We start from the raw sequence: 19,805 nt of genomic DNA on the forward strand, positions 1-19,805 counted from the left end.
AAAAACACAGGACTTTGCGATGCGTCCAGCATTCGGCGGTATCGACTTCGGCACTTCGAATTCCACCGTCGGCGTGATCAGGAACGGGCAGCCGCGATTGGTGGCGCTGGAAGACGGCGAGGTGACGCTGCCGAGCGCGGTGTTCTTCAATTTCGAGGACAACCGCACCTATTTTGGGCGCCGCGCCATCGCCAACTATACCGACAGCATCGATGGTCGTCTGATGCGCTCGCTGAAGAGCGTACTCGGCGGTACGCTTGTCCATGAAAAGACGCGCATCAAGTCCCGATCGATCGCCTTCACCGAGATCATTGGTCTGTTCGTCGGCCATCTCAGGAAAAGGCTGGAAGGGGATGCGGACGACACGGTTGAAAGCGTGGTGCTCGGTCGTCCCGTGCAGTTCGTCGACGACGATGCCGAGGCCGATGCCAAGGCCGAAGGTGAACTCGAAAACGCGGCCCGCACCCAGGGCTTCAAGCATATCGCCTTCCAGTTCGAGCCGATCGCGGCGGCGCTCGACTACGAGCAGAAGGTCACGCGGGAAGAACTGGCGCTGATCGTCGACATGGGCGGCGGCACGTCCGACTTCTCGATCGTGCGGGTCTCGCCGCAGCGCGCCCGCTCCCTCGATCGCAAGGACGACATCCTGGCGAGCCGAGGCATCCACATCGGCGGCACCGACTTCGATCGGCTGTTGAGCATCACCCATGTGATGCCGCAGCTCGGCTACCTCTCGCCGACCAAGGACGGCAAGCGCAACTTGCCGGCCAGCTACTTCATCGACCTGGCGACATGGCAACGCATCAATCTGGTCTACACCGCCAGGGCGATGACGCATCTGCGCCAGATCCGCTACGAGGCGGAACGCGCCGACCTGGTCGACCGTTTCATCCACATCGTCGAGCATCGTTACGGTCACGCACTGGCCGCTTTGGTCGAGAGGGCCAAGATCGCGCTGACGCAGCAACTTTCTGGTGATGTCGTAGTCGCGCTGCCCGGAGCGAGTTTCGCGGCAGAAATTTCCCGTGCCGGGCTCGAGGCCACGATTGCCAGGGATATCGAACGGGTGGCCGCGACGGTTGGCGAGACGATCCGCGATGCGCAGGTGAAACCATCCGCCATCACCGCGGTGTTCCTAACCGGCGGATCGACCGCCATCCCGCTGGCAAGGCAGCAGATATTAGCCTTGGTGCCGCAGGCGTCCGTCATCGAAGGGGATATGTTCGGCTCGGTCGGGCTTGGGCTGGCGCTCGATGCGCAGCGGAAATTCGGCTGACCCGGCTTACCCGCGGACGGTCTCGCCGGCCTTCGCGCCCAGATGCGCCTTGAGCGCCATCTGGGCCAGACTTGCCTGCCGGTCACGGTGCGTGATCATGGCGAAATCACGTTTCGGCAGATCGATCTGCACGGAACGCAAGCTGCCTTCGGCAACGGCGCGTTCGACAACGAGTTCCGAAATGATGGTGGCGCCGGCGCCAGCCTCGACCGCCTGACGGACCGCCTCGTTGCTCGGCAGCACCAGGAATATTCGCAGTTCCGCGAACGAGATCCCTTCGCGGCGGGCAAGATCTTCCAGCACCTCGCGGGTGCCCGACCCGCCCTCCCTGATGATCCAGCGGAGCTCGCTGATATCGGGATGCCCGCGCGAGACTTCAGCGATCTCGGGATGCGAAGGCGCCACAACCAGCATCAGGCGATCCACATCGACCTTGGCGCGCCGCAATATGTCCGAATCAGTGCGCCCCTCGACCAGGCCAAAATCAGCCGTACCGTCCAGTACGGTGGTCTCAACCTGCCTGGTGTTGCCGATGGTCACGCTCAGCCTGACGGCGGGATAGGCCTCGTGGAAGGAGGCCAGCCGGCGCGGCAGCCAGTAGCTGGCGATGGTTTGGCTGGCGGCGATGGAAAGGCTGCCGGTGATCGTCTGCGAGACGTGCTCCAGCACGTCGTGGGCGGCAGTCGCCCGTTCAAGCACGGCCTTGGCCTCGGGCAGGAACCGGCGCCCGGTCTGCGCCAGCTCGATGTTGCGACCGACCCGGTTGAACAGCTGGACGCCATGCTGCCGTTCGAGCGAGCGGATGGCGGCCGAGGCGGCCGATTGGGAAATACCCAGCAGCTCGGCTGCCTTGGTCATGTGTCCTCGTTCGGCGACAGCAACGAAGATCCGCAATTGGTCCAGGGTCATGAGAGAATTAAGAAAGAAATTCGATTGGAATTACAAGAGCAACTTGTTAGACAGATCGATCGTTTTGTTCTAAGTTTTTACAGGAAATTGGAAAAATATCGCGGCCAGTCCGCAAAAGGCAGAAAGTGATCGGGCGGTTCAAATCCCTGTTTGCCCATTGGACGCGCAGCTTGCGGCGGCGGCTCACCGGCAACGGCTATCATCCGGAAGAGCATTACATGCGCGGCCCCGGGCCGAAAACGCGAGCCAAATACTCGGACCACAAAAGCAGATCATGAGCCACGGACCGCTGCGCGGCGCCAATTCCGCACCGTCCCAACGGTCGCTTGCCGACACGCGCGCGCCCGACGAGGGCGATGGCGTCGATACTTCGCCCGATATCTCCGACAGCATCGCCAAGACCACCTGCTACATGTGCGCCTGCCGGTGCGGCATCGACGTCCACATCAAGGACGGCAAGGTCCGCTACATCAACGGCAACAAGGACCATCCGGTCAATCGCGGCGTGCTGTGCGGCAAGGGCAGTGCCGGCATCATGCAGCACTACAGTCCGGCCCGGTTGAAGAAACCATTGCTGCGCACAGGTCCGCGCGGCTCGGGAGAATTTCGTGAGATCGAGTGGGAGGAGGCTTTCTCAATCGCGACGGAACGACTTTCGAAAATCCGCCGGACCGATCCGAAGAAACTCGCCTTCTTCACCGGGCGCGATCAGTCGCAATCGTTGACCGGCTGGTGGGCGAGCCAGTTCGGCACGCCGAATTTCGCCGCCCATGGCGGCTTCTGCTCGGTCAACATGGCGGCCGGCGGGCTCTATACGATCGGCGGTTCGTTCTGGGAGTTCGGCGAACCCGACTGGGACAACACGAGGTACTTCATGCTGTTCGGCGTTGCCGAGGACCATGATTCCAATCCGATCAAGATCGGTCTCGGCAAGCTCAAGGCGCGCGGCGCCAAGGTGGTCTCGATCAATCCGTGCCGCACCGGCTACAACGCCATTGCCGATGACTGGATCGGCATCCGGCCCGGTACCGACGGACTGTTCGTGTTAGCCCTCATCCATGAACTGCTGAAGGCCGGCCGCGTCGATCTCGATTATTTGCTGCGCTACACCAATGCTCATGTCCTCGTCATCCAGGAGCCGAATGCTGCCGACGATGGGCTGTTCGCACGCGACGGTAACGGCAATCCGCTGGCCTGGGACAGGGTGGCGAAAGTGCCCGTCAGCGTCACCGATACCGACGCAAAGCCGGCGCTGACCGGCAACTTCCAGGTCGATGGCCGCCGCTGCGTTCCGGTCTTCCAGCTCGTTGCCGACCGCTATCTGCAGGAGAGCTATTCTCCCGATGCGGTCGCCGAACGCTGCGGCGTCCCCGCCGACACCATCCGCCGGACCGCCGCCGAACTGGCGCATGTCGCCTTCGAACAGGCGATCGAACTGCCGGTGGAGTGGACCGACTGGGCCGGCCGCCGGCATGAGACGATCAAGGGCCGGCCGGTGTCGATGCACGCGATGCGCGGCATCTCGGCCCATTCGAACGGGTTTCAAAGCTGCCGCGCCATCCACCTGCTCCAAGTACTCCTGGGTACGGTGGACGTGCCCGGCGGATTTCGCTTCAAGCCGCCCTATCCGCGGTCGGCGCCGCCGGGGCCGAAGCCGGCGGGCAAGGACGTCAGGCCGATGACGCCGCTCGAAGGCATGCCGCTTGGATTCGTCTGCGGTCCGGACGATCTGCTGGTCGACGACGTCGGCACGCCGATCCGTATCGACAAGGCCTATTCCTGGGATGCGCCGCTGGCAGCACACGGGCTCATGCACACGGTCATCCGTAATGCCTGGGCCGGCGATCCTTACAGGATCGATACGCTAATGATGTACATGTCCAACATGGCCTGGAACTCGTCGATGAACACCGTCGAGACGATGGCGATGCTGACCGACAGCGACGAGGCCGGAAACTACAAGATCCCCTTCATCATCTATTCCGACGCCTATTATTCCGAGACCGTGCCGTTCGCCGATCTCGTGCTTCCCGACACCACCTATCTCGAGCGTCACGACTGCATCAGCCTGCTCGATCGGCCGATCAGCCACGCCGACGGCCCGGGCGACGCCATCCGCCATCCCGTCGTCGAGCCGGATCGTGATGTCAGGCCGTTCCAGACGGTGCTGATCGAGCTCGGCGCGCGCCTCGGCCTGCCCGGCTTCGTCGACGACGACGGCTCGGCCAAATACCGCGACTATGCCGATTACATCGTCAATCATGAGCGCACGCCGGGCATCGGCCCGCTCGCCGGCTGGCGCGGCAAGGACGGAACCTCGATCGGCAAAGGCGAGGCCAATCCTGATCAGCTTCAGCGCTACATCGACAATGGCGGCTTCTGGCACCATGATTTTGCGGACGACCAGCGCTACTACAAAATGGCCAACCGCTCCTATCTCGACTTCGCCGAGAACATGGGCTTCATCCCGAAAGCCGAGCCGATCGTCTTCCAGCTCTATTCGGAACCGATTCAGCGGTTTCGCCTCGCCGCGCGCGGCCATGGGCGGGTGCTGCCGCCGGAGGCGGAGCGCAGCCGCATCGAGACCTATATGGACCCGCTGCCGTTCTGGTACACGCCCTTCGAGGAGGCGGCTGTCGACCTCGAGAAATACCCGCTGCACGCACTGACGCAGCGGCCGATGCACATGTATCATTCCTGGGGCTCGCAGAACGCCTGGCTCAGGCAGATCACCAGCCAGAACCGGCTGTTCGTGCACAACCGGACCGCCGCCGGCCTCGGCCTTGTCGACGATGACTGGGTGTGGATCGAGAGCATCAACGGCAAGGTCAAGGGACAGATCAAGCTGGTCGACGGCGTTAACGCGGATACGGTTTGGACCTGGAACGCCATCGGCAAACGGCGCGGCAGCTGGGGGCTGAAGGACGACGCCGCCGAATCCAACCGCGGTTTCCTGCTCAATCACATTATCGGCGACCAGACCTCTGCCGATGCCAATGGCAAACGCTACTCGAATTCCGACCCGGTCACCGGCCAGGCGGCATGGTTCGACCTGCGTGTCCGCATCGTCAAATGCGCGGCTGAAGAAGCCGGCTTCACCGAACCGCAGTTCGAGCGCTTCCGGCAGCCGCCGCATTTCGAACCCTCGCCCGACAAGCTCAGTTTCGGCGCCGAGTTTCGCCGGGAAAGAGAAGCCGCCAGACCATGACCTGTCTCCCCGCCCATGCCGACAAAAAGCTCGGCCTCGTCATCGACCTTGACACCTGCGTCGGTTGCCAGGCCTGCGTTACCGCCTGCAAGGAATGGAACACCGGTGGCCACATGGCGCCGCTGACCGACATCGATCCCTACGGCGGCGATGCCGACGGGGTCTGGTTCAACCGCGTGCACAGCTATGAGCACATCACGGAGATGGGCGGGCGCACGGTCAATTTCCCACGCTCCTGCCTGCATTGCGAGACGCCGGCCTGCGTCACCGTCTGCCCGACCGGAGCCTCCTACAAACGAGCCTCGGACGGCATCGTGCTGGTCGACGAGGACAAGTGCATCGGCTGCAAATTGTGCAGCTGGGCCTGCCCCTATGGCGCCCGCGAATTCGACACCGATGTCGGCGTGATGAAGAAATGTACGTTGTGCGTCGACCGCATCTATAACGACAATCTGGCTGAAGAAGATCGGGTGCCGGCCTGCGTCGCCGCCTGTCCAACCAGCGCGCGGCATTTTGGCGATCTCGGCGACCCGGCGTCGGCGATCTCGCAACTGGTGGCCGAGCGCGGCGGTGTCGACCTGATGCCCGAACTCGGCTATCACCCGACCAACAAATATTTGCCGCCGCGCGCCCACACGCAGCGTGCGGCATCGGTGCCGGCGCTGGCGCTCGAACCGGTGCGGGCCGAAGGCGGTTTCCTCGGCTGGGTCGACCGCATGCTTTCGCACTGACCAGCGCCTCCATGCATCCAGCCTTCTCCGTCGTCTTTTTCACCACCGCCACCGGCGCCGGCTACGGCCTGCTCGCGCTGCTCGGCGTGCTGGCCGGACAAGGTTTTGTCCCGCCCGATTTCTGGCTCGGCCTCGTCGGCATGGGCCTGGCGCTCGGCCTGATCTCGGCCGGCCTGTTGTCGTCGGCCGGCCATCTCGGCCGGCCCGAACGCGCCTGGAGGGCATTCTCGCAATGGCGCAGCTCATGGCTTTCGCGCGAAGGCATTGCGTCGGTCGCGACCTTCGTGCCGGCGGGACTGTTCGCCATCGGCTGGGTGTTCCTCGGCCGCACAAACGGCTGGGTGGCCGTCGCCGGGCTGCTGGCTGCGGTCGGCGCGGTCGCCACCGTCTGCACCACCGGCATGATCTATGCATCGCTGAAGCCCATCGCCCAGTGGCACAGCCGCTTCACTCTGCCCGGCTATCTGATCTTTTCAGCGATGAGCGGCAGCGTGCTTCTCAACGCGCTGCTGCAGGGTTTCGCCCTCGGCTCGACCATCCTTCTGGCAGCTTGCGTGCTGCTGACATTGCTCGGCTGGGGCTGGAAGCTGGCAACCTGGCGATACAATGACGGGCTGGAAATTCCGACCAACGCCAACACCGCCACCGGGCTTGCCGGCGGTACGGTGCGATCGCTGGAATGGCCGCACACCGAGGAAAACTATCTGCTCAAGGAGATGGGCTTTCGCGTCGCGCGCAAGCACAAGGCGCGGCTGCGCCAGATCACGCAAGTGCTGTCCTTCGCTCTGCCCGTCTTGCTGCTGATTGCCGCGTTCCCCTTGCCATGGCCCTATGCGGCGGTGCTGTCGGCAATAGCAGCAATCGTCCAATTCGCCGGCATGCTGGTCGAACGCTGGCTGTTCTTCGCCGAAGCCAAGCACACCGTCACTCTCTACTACGGCAGGTAGACCAGCTCAGCCTGGCCGCAGCATCGAGCGGGAAATGGCGAAGATGCGCTCAGCGCCGAGCATATAGGCCATCAGCGTTTCGCGGCGGAACAGCCCGGCATAGGCGCGGTCGAGCACATTAAGCGAGCCGGTATAGGCGCCGAAGGCCGGCATGATCATGCGGCCGCCGTCGCCGGCAAAGCAGCGCCGCCGCACCGAGCGGCCGCGCTGCACGATGCGGGCGCAAGGGTGCAGATGGCCGGCGACCTCGCCCTCCACCCTCACCGCCGAAGGCTCGTGCCGGAATACGAGAGAGCCTACGGCCAGCTCGCGCACCGTCTCGCCGGGCAGGTCGGCTGGCGCATCCGGGTCGTGATTGCCGGCAACCCAAAACCAGTCGCGGCCGGCCATCAGCGCTTCCAGGCGTTCGCGAAAGCTTGAGTGCATGCGCGCCGCGCCGCCGCCGTCATGAAAGCTGTCGCCCAGGCTGATGACGATCGCAGGCTGGTAGTCGGCGATCACCGCCTGCAGCCGGAGCAATGTCGCACCCGTGTCATAAGGCGGGATCAACGTACCGCGCCGGGCCAGGGACGAGCCCTTTTCCAGATGCAGGTCCGACACCGCCAGAAGCCGAAGCTCCGGGAAATAGAGCACGCCGCGCGGATCACAGACCGCGCGCTCATCAGCGATGCCGACCCGGTCGGCCTCCGCGAATGCCGATGCCCTCGCCGCGAAATTCATATCAAACCAAGCTCATTCCTGGACCCATGGCCTCCTCGACCAGATCCGCCGCCTCCATCAGCAGCGTCTCGTTGGCGCCGCCATTCACCGATTCCTTGCCGATCTCCAGCATGATCGGCACGGCCAACGGCGAAATCTGCTCAAGATGCTTATGCACGATTCGACCGCGGACACGCGAGAGCATCTCGGCAAGTCTGCTGACATCGAGCAGGCCGGCCGACGCATCCGTCCGCGTCGCCTGCAGCAGTATATGGTCCGGTTCGTGACTGCGCAGCACGTCGTAGATCAGGTCGGCCGACACCGTCACTTGCCGCCCGCTCTTCTCCTGCCCTGGGAAACGCTTCTCGATCAGTCCGGCGATTACAGCGCAGGTGCGGAAGGTGCGCTTCAGCATCCAGCTGTCGTTCAGCCAGGCTTCGAGATCGTCGCCCAGCATGTCTTCATCGAGCAGGGCAGTCAGAGAAGGCTTCTTTGCCTTGAATAGCGAGGCCATGTCATCCAGCGCCCAGACGGCCAGCGAATAGTCGGTGGCGACAAAGCCGAGCGGCCGCGCACCTGCCCGCTCCAGCCGCCGCGTCAGCAGCATGCCGAGCGTCTGGTGCGCGAGCCGGCCTTCGAACGGATAGGCGATCATGTAGTGCCGGTTGCCGCGCGGAAAGGTCTCGACCAGCAGGTCACCGCGCTTCGGCAGCACCGATTTTTCCTTCTGCAACCTCAGCCAGTCGGCGACCTGTTCGGGCAGCGCCTGCCAGCGATTGGAATCGGCCAGCATGCCGCGCACCTGGTCGGCGAGATAGGTCGACAGCGGGAACTTTCCGCCGGCATAGGACGGTACGATGATGCGGGCGCCGGCGCCATTGGAGACGATGCACTCGTTCTCACGAATGCCCTCGAAGCGCAGCACCTTGCCGCCGAACATGAAATTGTCGCCGGGGCGCAGCGTCTCGGCGAAATACTCCTCGATCTTGCCGAGCACCGGCCCGCCGCGGCCGGCAAGGCCACGCCCTTGCCTGACATAGCGCACATTCAGCTCCGGCATCTCGACGATGGTGCCGACATTCAGCCGGTACTGCTGGGCGATGCGCGGATGCGAGACGCGCCACAGCCCACCGCTTGTCTTTCGGATGCGAGTGTAGCGATCGTAACTCTTGAGCGCGTAGCCCCCGGTGGCGACGAAATCGATGACACGGTCGAAGGTTGCGCGCTCCAGCTCGGCATAGGGCGCGGCACCGCGCACCTCCTCGAATAAAAAGTCGGCGTCAAAGGGTGCCGCGCAGGCGCTGCCCAGCACGTGCTGCGACAGCACGTCGAGCGCGCCATTGACAAGCGGCGGCGTGTCCTGGGCGCCGAGATAGTTGGCGTCGAGCGCCGCCCGGCATTCCAGCACCTCGAAGCGGTTGGCCGGGATCAGGATCGCCTTGGACGGCTCGTCCATGCGGTGGTTGGCGCGGCCGATGCGCTGCGCCAGCCGGCTCGCGCCCTTCGGCGCGCCGACATGCACGACCAGATCGACGTCGCCCCAGTCGATACCGAGATCAAGCGTAGAAGTGGCGACGATGGCGCGCAGTGCATTCTCGCCCATCGCCTTTTCGACCCGCCGGCGCTGACCGACATCGAGCGAGCCGTGATGCAGGGCGATCGGCAGCGAGTCCTCGTTTGCCCGCCACAGCTCCTGGAACAGCAGCTCTGCCTGGCTGCGTGTGTTGACGAACAGGAGCGTCGTGCGATGGCGCTGGATCGCCTCGTAGATTTCGGGAATGGCGTAGCGGGCCGAGTGTCCGGACCACGGCACGTGCTGTTCTGAATCGAGGATGGAGATGTCGGGCTTGGCGCCGCCGGCAACGGTGATCAGACCTGCCATCGCGCTGGGTGGATTCTGGCTTACCAGCCAACGGCGCAAGTCGTCGGGCTCGGCGACCGTTGCCGACAGGCCGATCGTCTGCAGGCCGGGTACGAAGCTGCGCAGCCGCGCCAGCCCGAGCGCCAGAAGATGCCCGCGTTTCGACGTCACCAGTGAATGCAGTTCATCGAGCACGACATAGTGCAGGTCCTCGAAGAAGCGCCTGGCGTCGGGCGCCGCAATCAGCAGCGCCAGCTGCTCGGGCGTGGTCAGGAGAATGTCGGGCGGCACCAGCTTTTGCCGCTGGCGCTTGTGCGCCGGCGTGTCGCCGGTGCGAGTCTCGATGGTAACCGACAGGCCGATTTCTTCCACCGGCCTGCCGAGATTGCGCTCGATATCGACGGCCAGCGCCTTCAGCGGCGAGATATAGAGCGTATGGATGCCGCGATGAGCCTGTCCCGGCCTTCTCCTTGGCCGGCCTGCCAGCTCGGTCAACGAGGGCAAGAATCCGGCCAGCGTCTTGCCGGCGCCGGTCGGCGCGATCAGCAAAACCGACTGCCCGGCCCGGGCCCTTGCCAGCAGCTCGATCTGATGGGCGCGCGGCGACCAACCTTTTTCCGCGAACCATTTGAGGAATGGCTCGGGCAAGTGCACGGCGGCATTCTGATCGGCAAGGCGCGGCTGCTCTGTCACCTGCCAGAGGTAGCGCGGCGGCGCGCAATCGCCAAGAAGAATCAGAACAAAAGGTGATCGAAGCGCCTCCCCCTCGCTTGAGAAGGGCCGCTGTGGCGCTACGGCCGGCGAAACCCTGTCAGGCCGCCATAGAGGTAGCCGATGCGGGCGACGGCTTCCTTGAACCCTTCACGCGAGACCAGCATGGTGTGGCCGTTGGCGTGGATCATGGTTTTCGGGTCGGTCATGACAGCGACATGGCCTTTCCAGAACACCAGGTCGCCGCGCCGCAACCCGGCAAAGTCCGGACCCGGGTCGAGCGGCTCACCGATGGTCGCCGCCTGCATGTCGGAATCGCGCAGCACTTGCCTGCCGGCCATGTGCATCGCCAGTTGCACGAGGCCGGAGCAATCGATGCCGAAGCCGGAGGCGCCGCCCCACAGATAGGGCGTGCCGAGAAAAGCCTCCGCGACCGCGACATAGTCGGCAGCCGGCTCTCCTAGAGGCCTGAGATGGCCTGATATGACAGCCTCGCCGGACGGCAGCAGCGCATAATGCGTGCCGCGGGTTTCGGCCGCGCCCTCCACCGTCACCGCCGATCCCATCGACAGCTGCCCGCTCAGCGGAAGCCGCAAATCCGGTCCGGGATAGAGGAAGGTGCGCGGCACGGAGACGACATGGGTTGGCGCATGGTCCCGCGCGCTTAGCACGGTGTCGGCGACATAGCCGACATAGCCGTCGCGTTCGGCTTGGATCCAGGCCCAGCCCTCAGCGTCTTCGAAGACGAGGACATCGTCGCCGAACAGGGCTTGCGTGTTGACGCCGGCATCCGGCCGCGGCGCCTTGCGGATATCGGCCACTGCGGCTGAAACCCGCGCTGGCCGCCCGGCGACGAAGCGATCGGCGGCGACCTCGCCCTCCAGCCTGGCATCGGCGAGATCGGAACGGAAGGCGTGAAGGCGAGCATCCCTGGCGGTCAAATCGGCAACTCGTTCAGAATGGCGTTTCGGTCAGATGGGCAATTCCTGGGCTCTGGCGATGATAACATCGCCGAAGCGCTCGACAAAGAGAGCACCTTCTACGGTTCGCTTGACCAGCACGTTGCGCTTGTCGAGTTCATCGCGATGGCGCGACACCAGCTTCATCGCGCCCATTGTGTCGAGCGCGCGGGTGATCACCGGCTTGGTGACATTGAGGCGGGCGGCGAGCCCGCGCACCGTGTGCGGCGGCGGATCGAGATAGATGGTGAACAGGATCGCTGTCTGGCGCATGGTGAGGTCCGGTGCGTCGTCGCGCACCTGAGACAGCATCACCTGCTGCCACAGTCGCAAGGCCTGGCTCGGGCGCATCGAAATCGACATCCGGCCAGCATGGCGGAAAATTGTTTCGGTTCCGTTTCAGTCTCGATACCTTCCTGTCGGACCGCTAGCGTCAAGCGTAGCGTTTCGATATGACCCTTTCGAGCGCGCGGATGCCTTGCGCCTCGCCGCCGACGAGACCGTACGGACGATCGGACGGATTCCAGGCGAAGATGTCAAAATGCGCCCAAGCGGCGGCCCTCTCAACGAAGCGCTTCAGGAATAGCGCCGCAGTGATCGAGCCGGCGAAACCGTCTGACGTGACATTGTTGATGTCGGCGATCTTCGACGACAACTTTGCGTCATAGGGTTTCCACAGCGGCATGCGCCACAGAGGATCCTCGACTGCGACAGAGGCCGCCGTCAGGTCGGACGCCAGCGCTTCATCGCCGGTGTAGAAAGGCGGCAGATCGGGACCGAGCGCAACGCGAGCAGCCCCCGTCAAGGTCGCCATGTCGATCAGCAGCTGCGGCTCGTCGTCGTCTGCCAGTGCCAAGGCGTCCGCCAGCACCAGCCGTCCCTCGGCGTCGGTGTTGCCGATCTCGACGGTGATGCCCTTGCGGCTCACCAGCACGTCGCCGGGCCGGAAGGCGTTGCCGGCGATCGAATTCTCGACCGCCGGGATCAGCACACGCAGCCGGACCTTCAGCCCGGCGGCCATGATCATCGAAGCGAGGCCCAATACGTTGGCCGCGCCACCCATGTCCTTCTTCATCAGGAGCATGCCCGAGGACGGCTTGATGTCGAGGCCACCGGTGTCGAAGCAGACGCCCTTGCCGACCAGCGTCACCTTCGGGGCGTTCTTCGGTCCCCAAATCATGTCGATCAGCCGCGGCGCACCGACGGAAGCGCGGCCGACGGCATGGATCATCGGAAAGTTGTTCTTGAGCAGATCGTCGCCCTTGGTCGCCGACACTTCGGCCTTGTACGTCCTGGCCAGCGTCCGCACCGCTTTCTCCAGTTCGTCAGGTCCCATGTCGCTGGTCGGCGTGTTGACCAGATCGCGCGTCAGGAAGACACCATCGGCAGTTCGTCGAACACGCGCCGCATCGGCGCCGGACGGCAGCGAAAAACGCAGCGCCTTGCTGGGTTTTTTGCCGTAGCGGGTGAAGACATAGCCGCCGAGCGCCAGTGCGACGGCCACCAATTCCGGTTCGGCGGGTGCCGAGGCGAAATGCCAGTCGCCTTCGGGCAAGGCTCTCGCCAGCGCACCGATGGCAAGCGCGCCTTCGCCATCGCCCGTGCCGAACAGGGCGCCGGCAAGCGCGCCGTTTTCGTCGGGTAGGATCAGCGTCCTGCCGGCCTCACCGGAAAAGCCGTTGGCCTTGGCCCAGGCGAGCGAGGACGAGGCAAGGCCCGCTGCATCCAGTCTATCCTTCGCCACCAGGTGAACCGGCAGCGTGGTCTTCAGTTTTCCCTCGATGAGTTCGACTGGCATTCGATGGCCTCCGGGTTCCGAGTCGGCGCTTTTTTAACTGTCCGTTAGGGTTAACAGAATATTTCTGCGGGAGGGAAGATGGCCATGCAATGGCCACGTACACGAATGGAGGCCCTGGTGCAGATGCCGACCAACCGCATGACGAACGCCACGGGGAAGCGGCTGATCACCACGGCGCTCATAATAGCGCTCGCTGCAAGCGTTGCAGGCTGCGGGACCAGCAAGTTGATAACCGGCTCGATCGGACGTACCAGCGGCAAACCCTTGGAAACCATGTCGGCCGGCGAGTTGCACAAGGCGACGATCGCGCTCGGTCAGTCCTACGCCAAGAACCCCAACGACAAGCGGATCGCGACGAATTATGCCGCGGCGCTGCAAATGGACGGCGATGCCGACCAATCGCTCGCCGTGATGCGCAAACTGGCGATCGCCCTGCCGAAGGACCGCGACGTGCTCGCCGCCTATGGTAAGGCACTGGCCGCCAATGGGCAGTTCGAGCCGGCGCTCGATGCGGTGCGCCGCGCGCAGACACCGGAATATCCCGACTGGAAGCTGGTGTCGGCGGAAGCCGCGATTCTCGACCAGCTTGGCCAGAGAGACGAGGCGCGCCAGAATTACCGCAAGGCGCTTGACCTCAAGCCGAACGAACCTTCGATCCTTTCAAATCTCGGCATGTCCTATGTGCTGGAAGGTGATCTGCGCACGGCCGAAACCTATATGCGCTCGGCCGCCCAGCAGCCGAACGCCGACAGCCGCGTCCGCCAGAACCTGGCGTTGGTCGTCGGCCTGCAGGGCCGCTTCGACGAGGCCGAGAAGATCGCCTCGCAGGAGCTCTCGCCCGACCAGGCGCAGGCGAACGTGGCTTACCTTCGCCAGATGCTCGCCCAGCAGAACGCCTGGAGCCAGCTCAAGGACCAGGACAAGGCAAAGCCTGCCACCAACTAACTACGCCGGCCTTGCTTCGAACCGGCCAGTTCCCTCAATTCATCACATGCCGGAAATACAAAGCCGCGTTGCATCAGCATCGCGGCTTTCGCATGTATTGTCGCCTTGGCTATTGGCTGCTCGATGTCGGCTGGTCGCCGAAGATGCCGCGCTGGCTCACCTGGATGCCGGCGGGGCCCAGGATGATGGCGAACAGCACCGGCAGGAAGAACAGAATCATTGGCACGGTGAGCTTCGGCGGCAAGGCCGCGGCCTTCTTCTCGGCAGCGTTCATGCGCATGTCGCGGCTTTCGCCGGCAAGCACGCGCAGCGCGTGCGCCACCGGCGTGCCGTAGCGCTCGGCCTGCACCAGCGCCTGCGACACCGACTTAACCGATTCCAGGCCGGTGCGGCTTGCAAGGTTTTCGTAAGCCTGCTTGCGTTCCTGCAAGTAGGAAAGCTCGGCATTGGTCAGGATGAACTCTTCGGCAAGTGCCACCGATTGCGTGCCGATCTCGTCCGCGACCTTGCGAAACGCCGCCTCCACCGACATGCCGGATTCGACGCAGATCAGCATCAGATCGAGCGCGTCCGGCCACGCCATCTGGATCGACTGCTTGCGCTTGGTGGCGCGGTTGTTGACATAGAGCACCGGCGCGTAAAAACCGGCATAGGCGACGACGATACACACGAACAATTTGATGAGAGGCGGCTGCTCCGGCAAACCCCCGAGCACGAACAGATACATCGCAGCCAGGGCAAAGCCGACAAAGGGCAGGACCAGACGGAAGAAAAGGAAACGCGTCAGCGGATTCTGCCCGCGAAAGCCCGCCACCTTGAGTTTCTGCAAGGTGCCTTCATCGGCCAGGGCGCGCCTCAGGTCCAGCCGATCGACAATATTGCGCATGCCTATCGACTGTTCCTCGCGCAGGCCCTTGCGGCGGCGATCGGCCTCGACGGCAAGCCGCGCACGCTGCTTGGCGCGCAATTCGTCGCGCTCCAGCGCCACGGATTTCATGCGCGCCTTGAGCTGGTTTCCGCCAAAAGCAGGCAGCAGCGTGAAGACGGTCGCAAATACCGCGATGCCGACCAGCAAGGCAATCAGGAACGCCGGGTCGGTAAGGGTCTTGACGACGTTCTCAGTCATACGCTCGAAATCCTAAACTTCGAAGTTCATCATCTTGCGCATCACCAGGATGCCGATCGACATCCAGGCCGCCGAGCAGCCGAGGATCAGATTGCCGACGCTGGTGGTGAACAGAGGCATGATGTAGTTCGGGCTTGTCAGGTAGACGAGAAAGGCGACAACGAACGGCAACGCGCCGATGATCACGGCGGACGCCTTCGCTTCCATGGACAGCGCCTGGACCTTGGCCTTCATTTTCTTGCGGTCGCGAAGCACGCGCGAAAGATTGCCCAGCGCCTCGGAAAGATTGCCGCCGGCCTGGGACTGGATCTGGATGACAATGCCGAAGAAGCTCGCTTCCGTGCACGGCATCGTTTCGGCCATACGCATGCTGGCGTCGGGGATCGACAGCCCCATCTGCTGCGAATCGACGATGCGGCGGAACTCGGTCTTGACCGGTTCAGGGGCTTCGTTGGCGATCAGGCGGACGGCGTCGTTCAGCGGCAGGCCGGATTTGACTGCACGCACGATGATGTCGAGCGCGTTCGGAAATTCGTTGAGGAACGCCTTCACCCGGCGGGCGCGGCAAAACGAGACGAACCAGCGTGGCAGGCCGAGGACGCCGACCAGCAGCGCACCGGGCAAGACATAAAGCGGCGCGCCGGTAAAATAGGCAAGAAACGTCAGGACGACGCCGCAAACCGCCGAGTAGAGATAGAAGCGCTCAAGCGACATCTTCATGCCCGCCTGGCGAATCTGGGCCTTCAGTGGCGGCTTTTTGACGACACTCTGGTTGGTTTTTTGCTTCTGTTCGAGGTCCTTCAGTGAATCCTGAACCGATTTGCGCCGCTTGGTTGCTTCCGCCGTACGGTCGCGCGCGGCTTTGACGACTGCATGATCAGTCTCGGCGGTCTTGATCGTTTCAAGCCGCCTGCCGACTTGCTTCTCGGTGCTGATCTGCTTGAACAGAAAAGCATAGGCCACCGCGCCGGCGCTGAAGCCGGCGAGCACGATGAATGCCAATACGGTGCCGTCAATCCCGAACATCGACCTTGGCCCCTACGCCTCCAAATGCATCAGTCAGCGCGTTTCTCCATCGCCTCGAGCGCGTTGGCGAGGCGCTGTTCCTCGCCATAGTAGCGGGCGCGGTCCCAGAAATGCGGGCGCCCAATACCTGTCGACACGTGCTCACCCAGCAGCCTGCCATTCACGTCCTCGCCCTTTATGTTGTAGAGGACGATGTCCTGCGTGATGATGACGTCGCCTTCCATTCCGATCACCTCGGTGATGTGGGTGATGCGCCGCGATCCGTCGCGCAGGCGTGCGGCCTGGATGATCACGTCCACGGAACCGACGACGATTTCACGGACGGTTTTCTGCGGCAGCGTAAAGCCGCCCATCGCGATCATCGATTCGATACGGTTCAGGCATTCGCGCGGGCTGTTCGAGTGGATCGTGCCCATCGAGCCGTCGTGACCGGTGTTCATCGCCTGCAGAAGATCGAACACCTCCGGTCCGCGCACTTCGCCGACGATGATGCGCTCGGGCCGCATGCGCAGGCAGTTCTTGACCAGGTCGCGCATGGTCACCTCGCCCTCACCCTCCAGGTTGGGCGGGCGGGTTTCCAGACGTACGACATGCGGCTGCTGCAGTTGCAGCTCGGCCGAGTCCTCGCAGGTGATGACGCGCTCCTCGCGGTCGATATAATTGGTCAGGCAGTTGAGCAGCGTGGTCTTGCCGGAACCGGTACCGCCCGAAATGACGATGTTGCAGCGGACGCGTCCAATGATCTTGAGAATTTCGGCGCCGTGCGGCGAAATGGCGCCGAACTTGACCAGCTGGTCGAGTGTCAGCTTGTCCTTCTTGAACTTGCGGATGGTGAGCGCGGTGCCGTCGATGGCGAGCGGCGGCGCGATGACGTTGACGCGGGAGCCATCGGGAAGGCGTGCGTCGCAGATCGGGCTCGATTCATCGACGCGGCGGCCAACCTGGCTGACGATGCGCTGACAGATGTTGAGGAGCTGCTGGTTGTCGCGGAAACGGATGCCGGTCTGCTCGACCTTGCCGTTGACCTCGATGTAGACGTTCTTGGAACCGTTGACCATGATGTCGGCGATCTCGTCGCGGGCGAGCAATGGTTCCAGCGGCCCGTAACCCAGCACGTCATTGCAGATGTCCTCGAGCAGTTCTTCCTGCTCGGCGATCGACATCGCGAAATTCTTGATCGCGATGATGTCGTTGACGATGTCGCGGATTTCCTCGCGTGCGCTTTCGGGATCGAGCTTGGCGAGTTGCGACAGGTCGATCGTATCAATGAGCGCGGAAAAGACCTGGCTCTTGGTATCGTAGTAGGTTTCGCTCTTTTGGCGCTGGACCTTTTTCGGCTCCGGCGCCAATGGCGGCGCCTCGACCGCACGGCGCACGGGCGGCGCAGCAGACGCGCCAAGCGACGGCGGCGGTGCGGGCTTGGCAAGAACCGACGTTTCTGCAGGGTTTGCCGCCGGCGCGGCAGGCGCAGGTGCCGGCTGACGGAATTCCGGGGTGAACCGGCTGCCGTCGTCGCTGCCTCTTTTACCAAACATGATCGACTACCAATCCCGCTCCGAAAGCATCACTTCTTGCTGCGCGAGAGCTTGCCAAGGAGATTGCCGAGGCCCGCTTTCTTTCTTGCCTTGATTTCGCTGCGCCCGGTCAGCACATGCGCAATCTCGTTGATCGTGCCGACAACCGGGTTCTTGGCATCCATTTCGCCGAGCATGCGCCCGTTGTTGGCGGCGTTTCCGAACAGCAGCGGCTCGAAGGGAATAACCGACATCGGCGACAGGCCGAGCGAGTCGGCGAAGTCGGATGACGCAATCTCCGGACGCTTTGGCACGCCGGCCTGATTGATGATCAGCTTCGGCGGTGGATCGTTCGGGCGAAGCCGCTTGAACATGTCGACCAGATTCTTGGTGTTGCGCAGATTGGCCAGTTCCGGCGTCGCCGTGATCACAATCTCGTCGGCCTTGACCAGTATGCTCTTGGTCCAGCCTGTCCAGACGTGCGGAACATCGAGCACCAGAAGCGGCACGCTGCGCTGCGCCGTGTCGATAAGCTGCGTGAAAGCGTCGGGATCGAAATCGTAGACCCGCTCGAGCGTTGAAGGCGCTGCAAGCAGCGACAGATGCTGGGCGCACTGGGCAAGCAGCCGATCGAGATAGACCTCGTCGATGCGTTCCGGTGAGAAAACGGCTTCGGCAATGCCTTGCGCCGGATCCTGATCGAAATTGATGTTGGCCGTTCCGAAAGCCAGGTCCAGATCGGCGACAACCACTTCGGACTTGAACAGCGACGACATCGCCCAAGCCACATTGTGGGCAATGGTCGAGGAGCCGACGCCACCCTTGGCGCCGATGAAGGCGATCGAGCGGCCGATCGGCTCGGCTTCCGGATCAACGAAAATCGACGATATCACGCTGACGATATCGGCCATCGACACCGGCGCGATGACATATTCGGAAATGCCGGAGCGGATGAGCTCGCGATAAAGCCCGACATCATTGTAGTGGCCGATGACCACGACCTTCGAGGCCGGATCGCAATATTCGGAGAGCTGCGTGAGCTGCTCCAGCAATTGCGTCGGCTCGCTGCGCGATTCCAGCAGGATCAGGTTCGGCGTCGGCGCCGATTGATAGAATTCGATGGCGGTGGCGACGCCGCCCATATGAACCTTCAGATGGGCCTTCGCCATGCGACGATCCTCGCCGGCGCGCTCGACCGGATTGGCAACGCCCTCGGTCTCGCAAAATGCCTGAATCGAGATGCGCGGAATCGGCCGCAACGCCTGCATGGCGGCGACATCCTGCTGCGAGGTTTCGCCGCCATCTACCGCCGTGTCGTAGGCTAGATTGCTCATGTCCGCGTGCTCCAACCTGCGATCGATCAGTAGTCGACTTCTGTTGCCGGGATCGGCGAATAGAACGGGGCGTTTTGATAGCCATCAATGACGACGTCACGCCTTTCGGCATCGATGGGTGTCTGTTTACGCGGCCCGAGCAGATCGGTCGGATTGGCCATCTGGGCGGCAAGATTGTTCTGATACGAACAGCCGAAATCGGCATAGTGCTTGTTTTCCGAGGTCTGCAGCAGGTCTTCGGGCCAGCGCCCGCATCTGTCGGTCTGCGCCTTCACCGAGACATAGGCGACGCGGATCGGCGCGGACGCTTCGGCCGAAACCGACTGGTAGGTGGTGATGACGATCCGGTTCCGGCTGATGCCGCTGGCAATCGCAAGTCTGGCGAAATCGCGACCGGCCGCGGTCGCGGCGATCTCGTTGGCCGAACCGCTCGGGATCGAGATCGTCAGGGTCGGAGCGGCGCTCTTGTCGTAGCCGTCCAGAAAGCCCAGAAGCGTGTCGCGCTGTGACCCGGTCATGCCGCGATCGCCGGCGCCGACCGGAAGGTCGATCTTCAGGTTCTTCTCGGCAATGACGATCGGATGGTTGGTGCGATAGTCGTCCGGAACAGCGCCGACCGTGATGCTGTCCCGGTTGGCGCAGCCCGCCAGCAATGCCGCGACCGCAACCGCCAGGATCGGAATGGCCGGCCGGCAGATCCGCGAACGGCCGGACCGCACCGCTACGGTGACCGTCCTGGGCTTCAACGCTGACTGAGACAT

The 19,805-nt window shown here is 63.4% G+C and carries 16 protein-coding genes; 5 read left to right on the forward strand and 11 right to left on the reverse strand.

Features of this window, described 5'->3' with window-relative positions; genetic code table 11:
• Positions 1-19: 19 nt before the first annotated feature.
• Positions 20-1,276: an Hsp70 family protein gene (locus tag AC0L14_RS02170; RefSeq protein ID WP_473526057.1), complete on the forward strand. Its 1,257-nt coding sequence runs from the start codon at positions 20-22 to the stop codon at positions 1,274-1,276.
• Between the two features lie 6 nt (positions 1,277-1,282).
• Here the strand turns inward: AC0L14_RS02170 and AC0L14_RS02175 are convergent, their stop codons facing one another.
• Positions 1,283-2,185: a LysR substrate-binding domain-containing protein gene (locus AC0L14_RS02175; RefSeq protein WP_473483774.1), complete on the reverse strand. Its 903-nt coding sequence runs from the start codon at positions 2,183-2,185 to the stop codon at positions 1,283-1,285.
• A 274-nt stretch (positions 2,186-2,459) separates the two neighbouring features.
• On the opposite strand from AC0L14_RS02175, the gene AC0L14_RS02180 reads away from it, so the two are divergent.
• Genes AC0L14_RS02180 through AC0L14_RS02190 form a run of 3 tightly spaced genes read left to right on the forward strand, consistent with a single transcriptional unit; the run spans position 2,460 to position 7,071 of the window.
• Positions 2,460-5,393 (forward strand): molybdopterin oxidoreductase family protein, encoded by a 2,934-nt coding sequence (locus AC0L14_RS02180; protein WP_473748536.1) that lies wholly within the window; start codon positions 2,460-2,462, stop codon positions 5,391-5,393.
• Positions 5,390-6,124 carry a 4Fe-4S dicluster domain-containing protein gene (locus AC0L14_RS02185; protein ID WP_473526059.1) on the forward strand — a complete coding sequence of 245 codons (735 nt, stop codon included), beginning with the start codon at positions 5,390-5,392 and terminating at the stop codon, positions 6,122-6,124. The genes AC0L14_RS02180 and AC0L14_RS02185 overlap by 4 nt, the downstream gene beginning before the upstream one ends.
• Before the next feature lie 11 nt (positions 6,125-6,135).
• Positions 6,136-7,071, forward strand: coding sequence for a dimethyl sulfoxide reductase anchor subunit family protein (locus tag AC0L14_RS02190; protein ID WP_473526060.1), 936 nt, complete (start codon positions 6,136-6,138; stop codon positions 7,069-7,071).
• A gap of 6 nt (positions 7,072-7,077) precedes the next feature.
• On the opposite strand, the gene pdeM is transcribed toward AC0L14_RS02190, so the two are convergent.
• The 5 genes from pdeM to AC0L14_RS02215 form a co-directional block, all read right to left on the reverse strand.
• Positions 7,078-7,791, reverse strand: coding sequence for a ligase-associated DNA damage response endonuclease PdeM (gene pdeM / locus AC0L14_RS02195; protein ID WP_473526061.1), 714 nt, complete (start codon positions 7,789-7,791; stop codon positions 7,078-7,080).
• Between the two features lies 1 nt (position 7,792).
• Complete coding sequence (locus AC0L14_RS02200) at positions 7,793-10,324, reverse strand: ligase-associated DNA damage response DEXH box helicase (protein WP_473526062.1); 2,532 nt, start codon at positions 10,322-10,324, stop codon at positions 7,793-7,795.
• A gap of 98 nt (positions 10,325-10,422) precedes the next feature.
• Positions 10,423-11,283 (reverse strand): C40 family peptidase, encoded by an 861-nt coding sequence (locus AC0L14_RS02205; protein ID WP_473526063.1) that lies wholly within the window; start codon positions 11,281-11,283, stop codon positions 10,423-10,425.
• Positions 11,284-11,313: 30 nt separating this feature from the next.
• Positions 11,314-11,664, reverse strand: a complete 351-nt coding sequence (locus AC0L14_RS02210) for a MarR family winged helix-turn-helix transcriptional regulator (RefSeq protein WP_095493569.1) — start codon at positions 11,662-11,664, stop codon at positions 11,314-11,316.
• Positions 11,665-11,734: 70 nt separating this feature from the next.
• On the reverse strand, positions 11,735-13,099 hold the full coding sequence (locus AC0L14_RS02215) for a leucyl aminopeptidase family protein (protein ID WP_473526064.1): 1,365 nt from the start codon (positions 13,097-13,099) through the stop codon (positions 11,735-11,737).
• 123 nt (positions 13,100-13,222) lie between these two features.
• On the opposite strand from AC0L14_RS02215, the gene AC0L14_RS02220 reads away from it, so the two are divergent.
• Positions 13,223-14,044: a tetratricopeptide repeat protein gene (locus AC0L14_RS02220; RefSeq protein ID WP_123147396.1), complete on the forward strand. Its 822-nt coding sequence runs from the start codon at positions 13,223-13,225 to the stop codon at positions 14,042-14,044.
• A 109-nt stretch (positions 14,045-14,153) separates the two neighbouring features.
• On the opposite strand, the gene AC0L14_RS02225 is transcribed toward AC0L14_RS02220, so the two are convergent.
• From AC0L14_RS02225 to AC0L14_RS02245, 5 genes are read right to left on the reverse strand one after another with little or no spacing between them, the layout of a single operon-like run.
• A complete protein-coding gene (locus AC0L14_RS02225) occupies positions 14,154-15,170 on the reverse strand; it encodes a type II secretion system F family protein (protein ID WP_123146545.1) in 1,017 nt (338 codons plus the stop codon).
• Positions 15,171-15,182: 12 nt separating this feature from the next.
• Positions 15,183-16,196, reverse strand: a complete 1,014-nt coding sequence (locus tag AC0L14_RS02230; protein WP_473483795.1) for a type II secretion system F family protein — start codon at positions 16,194-16,196, stop codon at positions 15,183-15,185.
• Positions 16,197-16,225: 29 nt separating this feature from the next.
• Positions 16,226-17,731 (reverse strand): CpaF family protein, encoded by a 1,506-nt coding sequence (locus AC0L14_RS02235; protein WP_123146543.1) that lies wholly within the window; start codon positions 17,729-17,731, stop codon positions 16,226-16,228.
• Between the two features lie 29 nt (positions 17,732-17,760).
• Complete coding sequence (locus AC0L14_RS02240; protein WP_473483797.1) at positions 17,761-19,044, reverse strand: CpaE/TadZ family protein; 1,284 nt, start codon at positions 19,042-19,044, stop codon at positions 17,761-17,763.
• A gap of 26 nt (positions 19,045-19,070) precedes the next feature.
• A complete protein-coding gene (locus AC0L14_RS02245) occupies positions 19,071-19,805 on the reverse strand; it encodes a CpaD family pilus assembly protein (RefSeq protein ID WP_473483799.1) in 735 nt (244 codons plus the stop codon).

This window comes from Mesorhizobium sp. WSM4841 (assembly GCF_055811515.1).

Coding starts and splice junctions, on each gene's coding strand:
- AC0L14_RS02170 (WP_473526057.1), top strand. CDS start 20: ATGCGTCCAGCATTCGGCGGTATCGACTTCGGCACTTCGAATTCCACC.
- AC0L14_RS02175 (WP_473483774.1), bottom strand. CDS start 2,185: ATGACCCTGGACCAATTGCGGATCTTCGTTGCTGTCGCCGAACGAGGA.
- AC0L14_RS02180 (WP_473748536.1), top strand. CDS start 2,460: ATGAGCCACGGACCGCTGCGCGGCGCCAATTCCGCACCGTCCCAACGG.
- AC0L14_RS02185 (WP_473526059.1), top strand. CDS start 5,390: ATGACCTGTCTCCCCGCCCATGCCGACAAAAAGCTCGGCCTCGTCATC.
- AC0L14_RS02190 (WP_473526060.1), top strand. CDS start 6,136: ATGCATCCAGCCTTCTCCGTCGTCTTTTTCACCACCGCCACCGGCGCC.
- pdeM (WP_473526061.1), bottom strand. CDS start 7,791: ATGAATTTCGCGGCGAGGGCATCGGCATTCGCGGAGGCCGACCGGGTC.
- AC0L14_RS02210 (WP_095493569.1), bottom strand. CDS start 11,664: ATGTCGATTTCGATGCGCCCGAGCCAGGCCTTGCGACTGTGGCAGCAG.
- AC0L14_RS02215 (WP_473526064.1), bottom strand. CDS start 13,099: ATGCCAGTCGAACTCATCGAGGGAAAACTGAAGACCACGCTGCCGGTT.
- AC0L14_RS02220 (WP_123147396.1), top strand. CDS start 13,223: ATGCCGACCAACCGCATGACGAACGCCACGGGGAAGCGGCTGATCACC.
- AC0L14_RS02225 (WP_123146545.1), bottom strand. CDS start 15,170: ATGACTGAGAACGTCGTCAAGACCCTTACCGACCCGGCGTTCCTGATT.
- AC0L14_RS02230 (WP_473483795.1), bottom strand. CDS start 16,196: ATGTTCGGGATTGACGGCACCGTATTGGCATTCATCGTGCTCGCCGGC.
- AC0L14_RS02235 (WP_123146543.1), bottom strand. CDS start 17,731: ATGTTTGGTAAAAGAGGCAGCGACGACGGCAGCCGGTTCACCCCGGAA.
- AC0L14_RS02240 (WP_473483797.1), bottom strand. CDS start 19,044: ATGAGCAATCTAGCCTACGACACGGCGGTAGATGGCGGCGAAACCTCG.
- AC0L14_RS02245 (WP_473483799.1), bottom strand. CDS start 19,805: ATGTCTCAGTCAGCGTTGAAGCCCAGGACGGTCACCGTAGCGGTGCGG.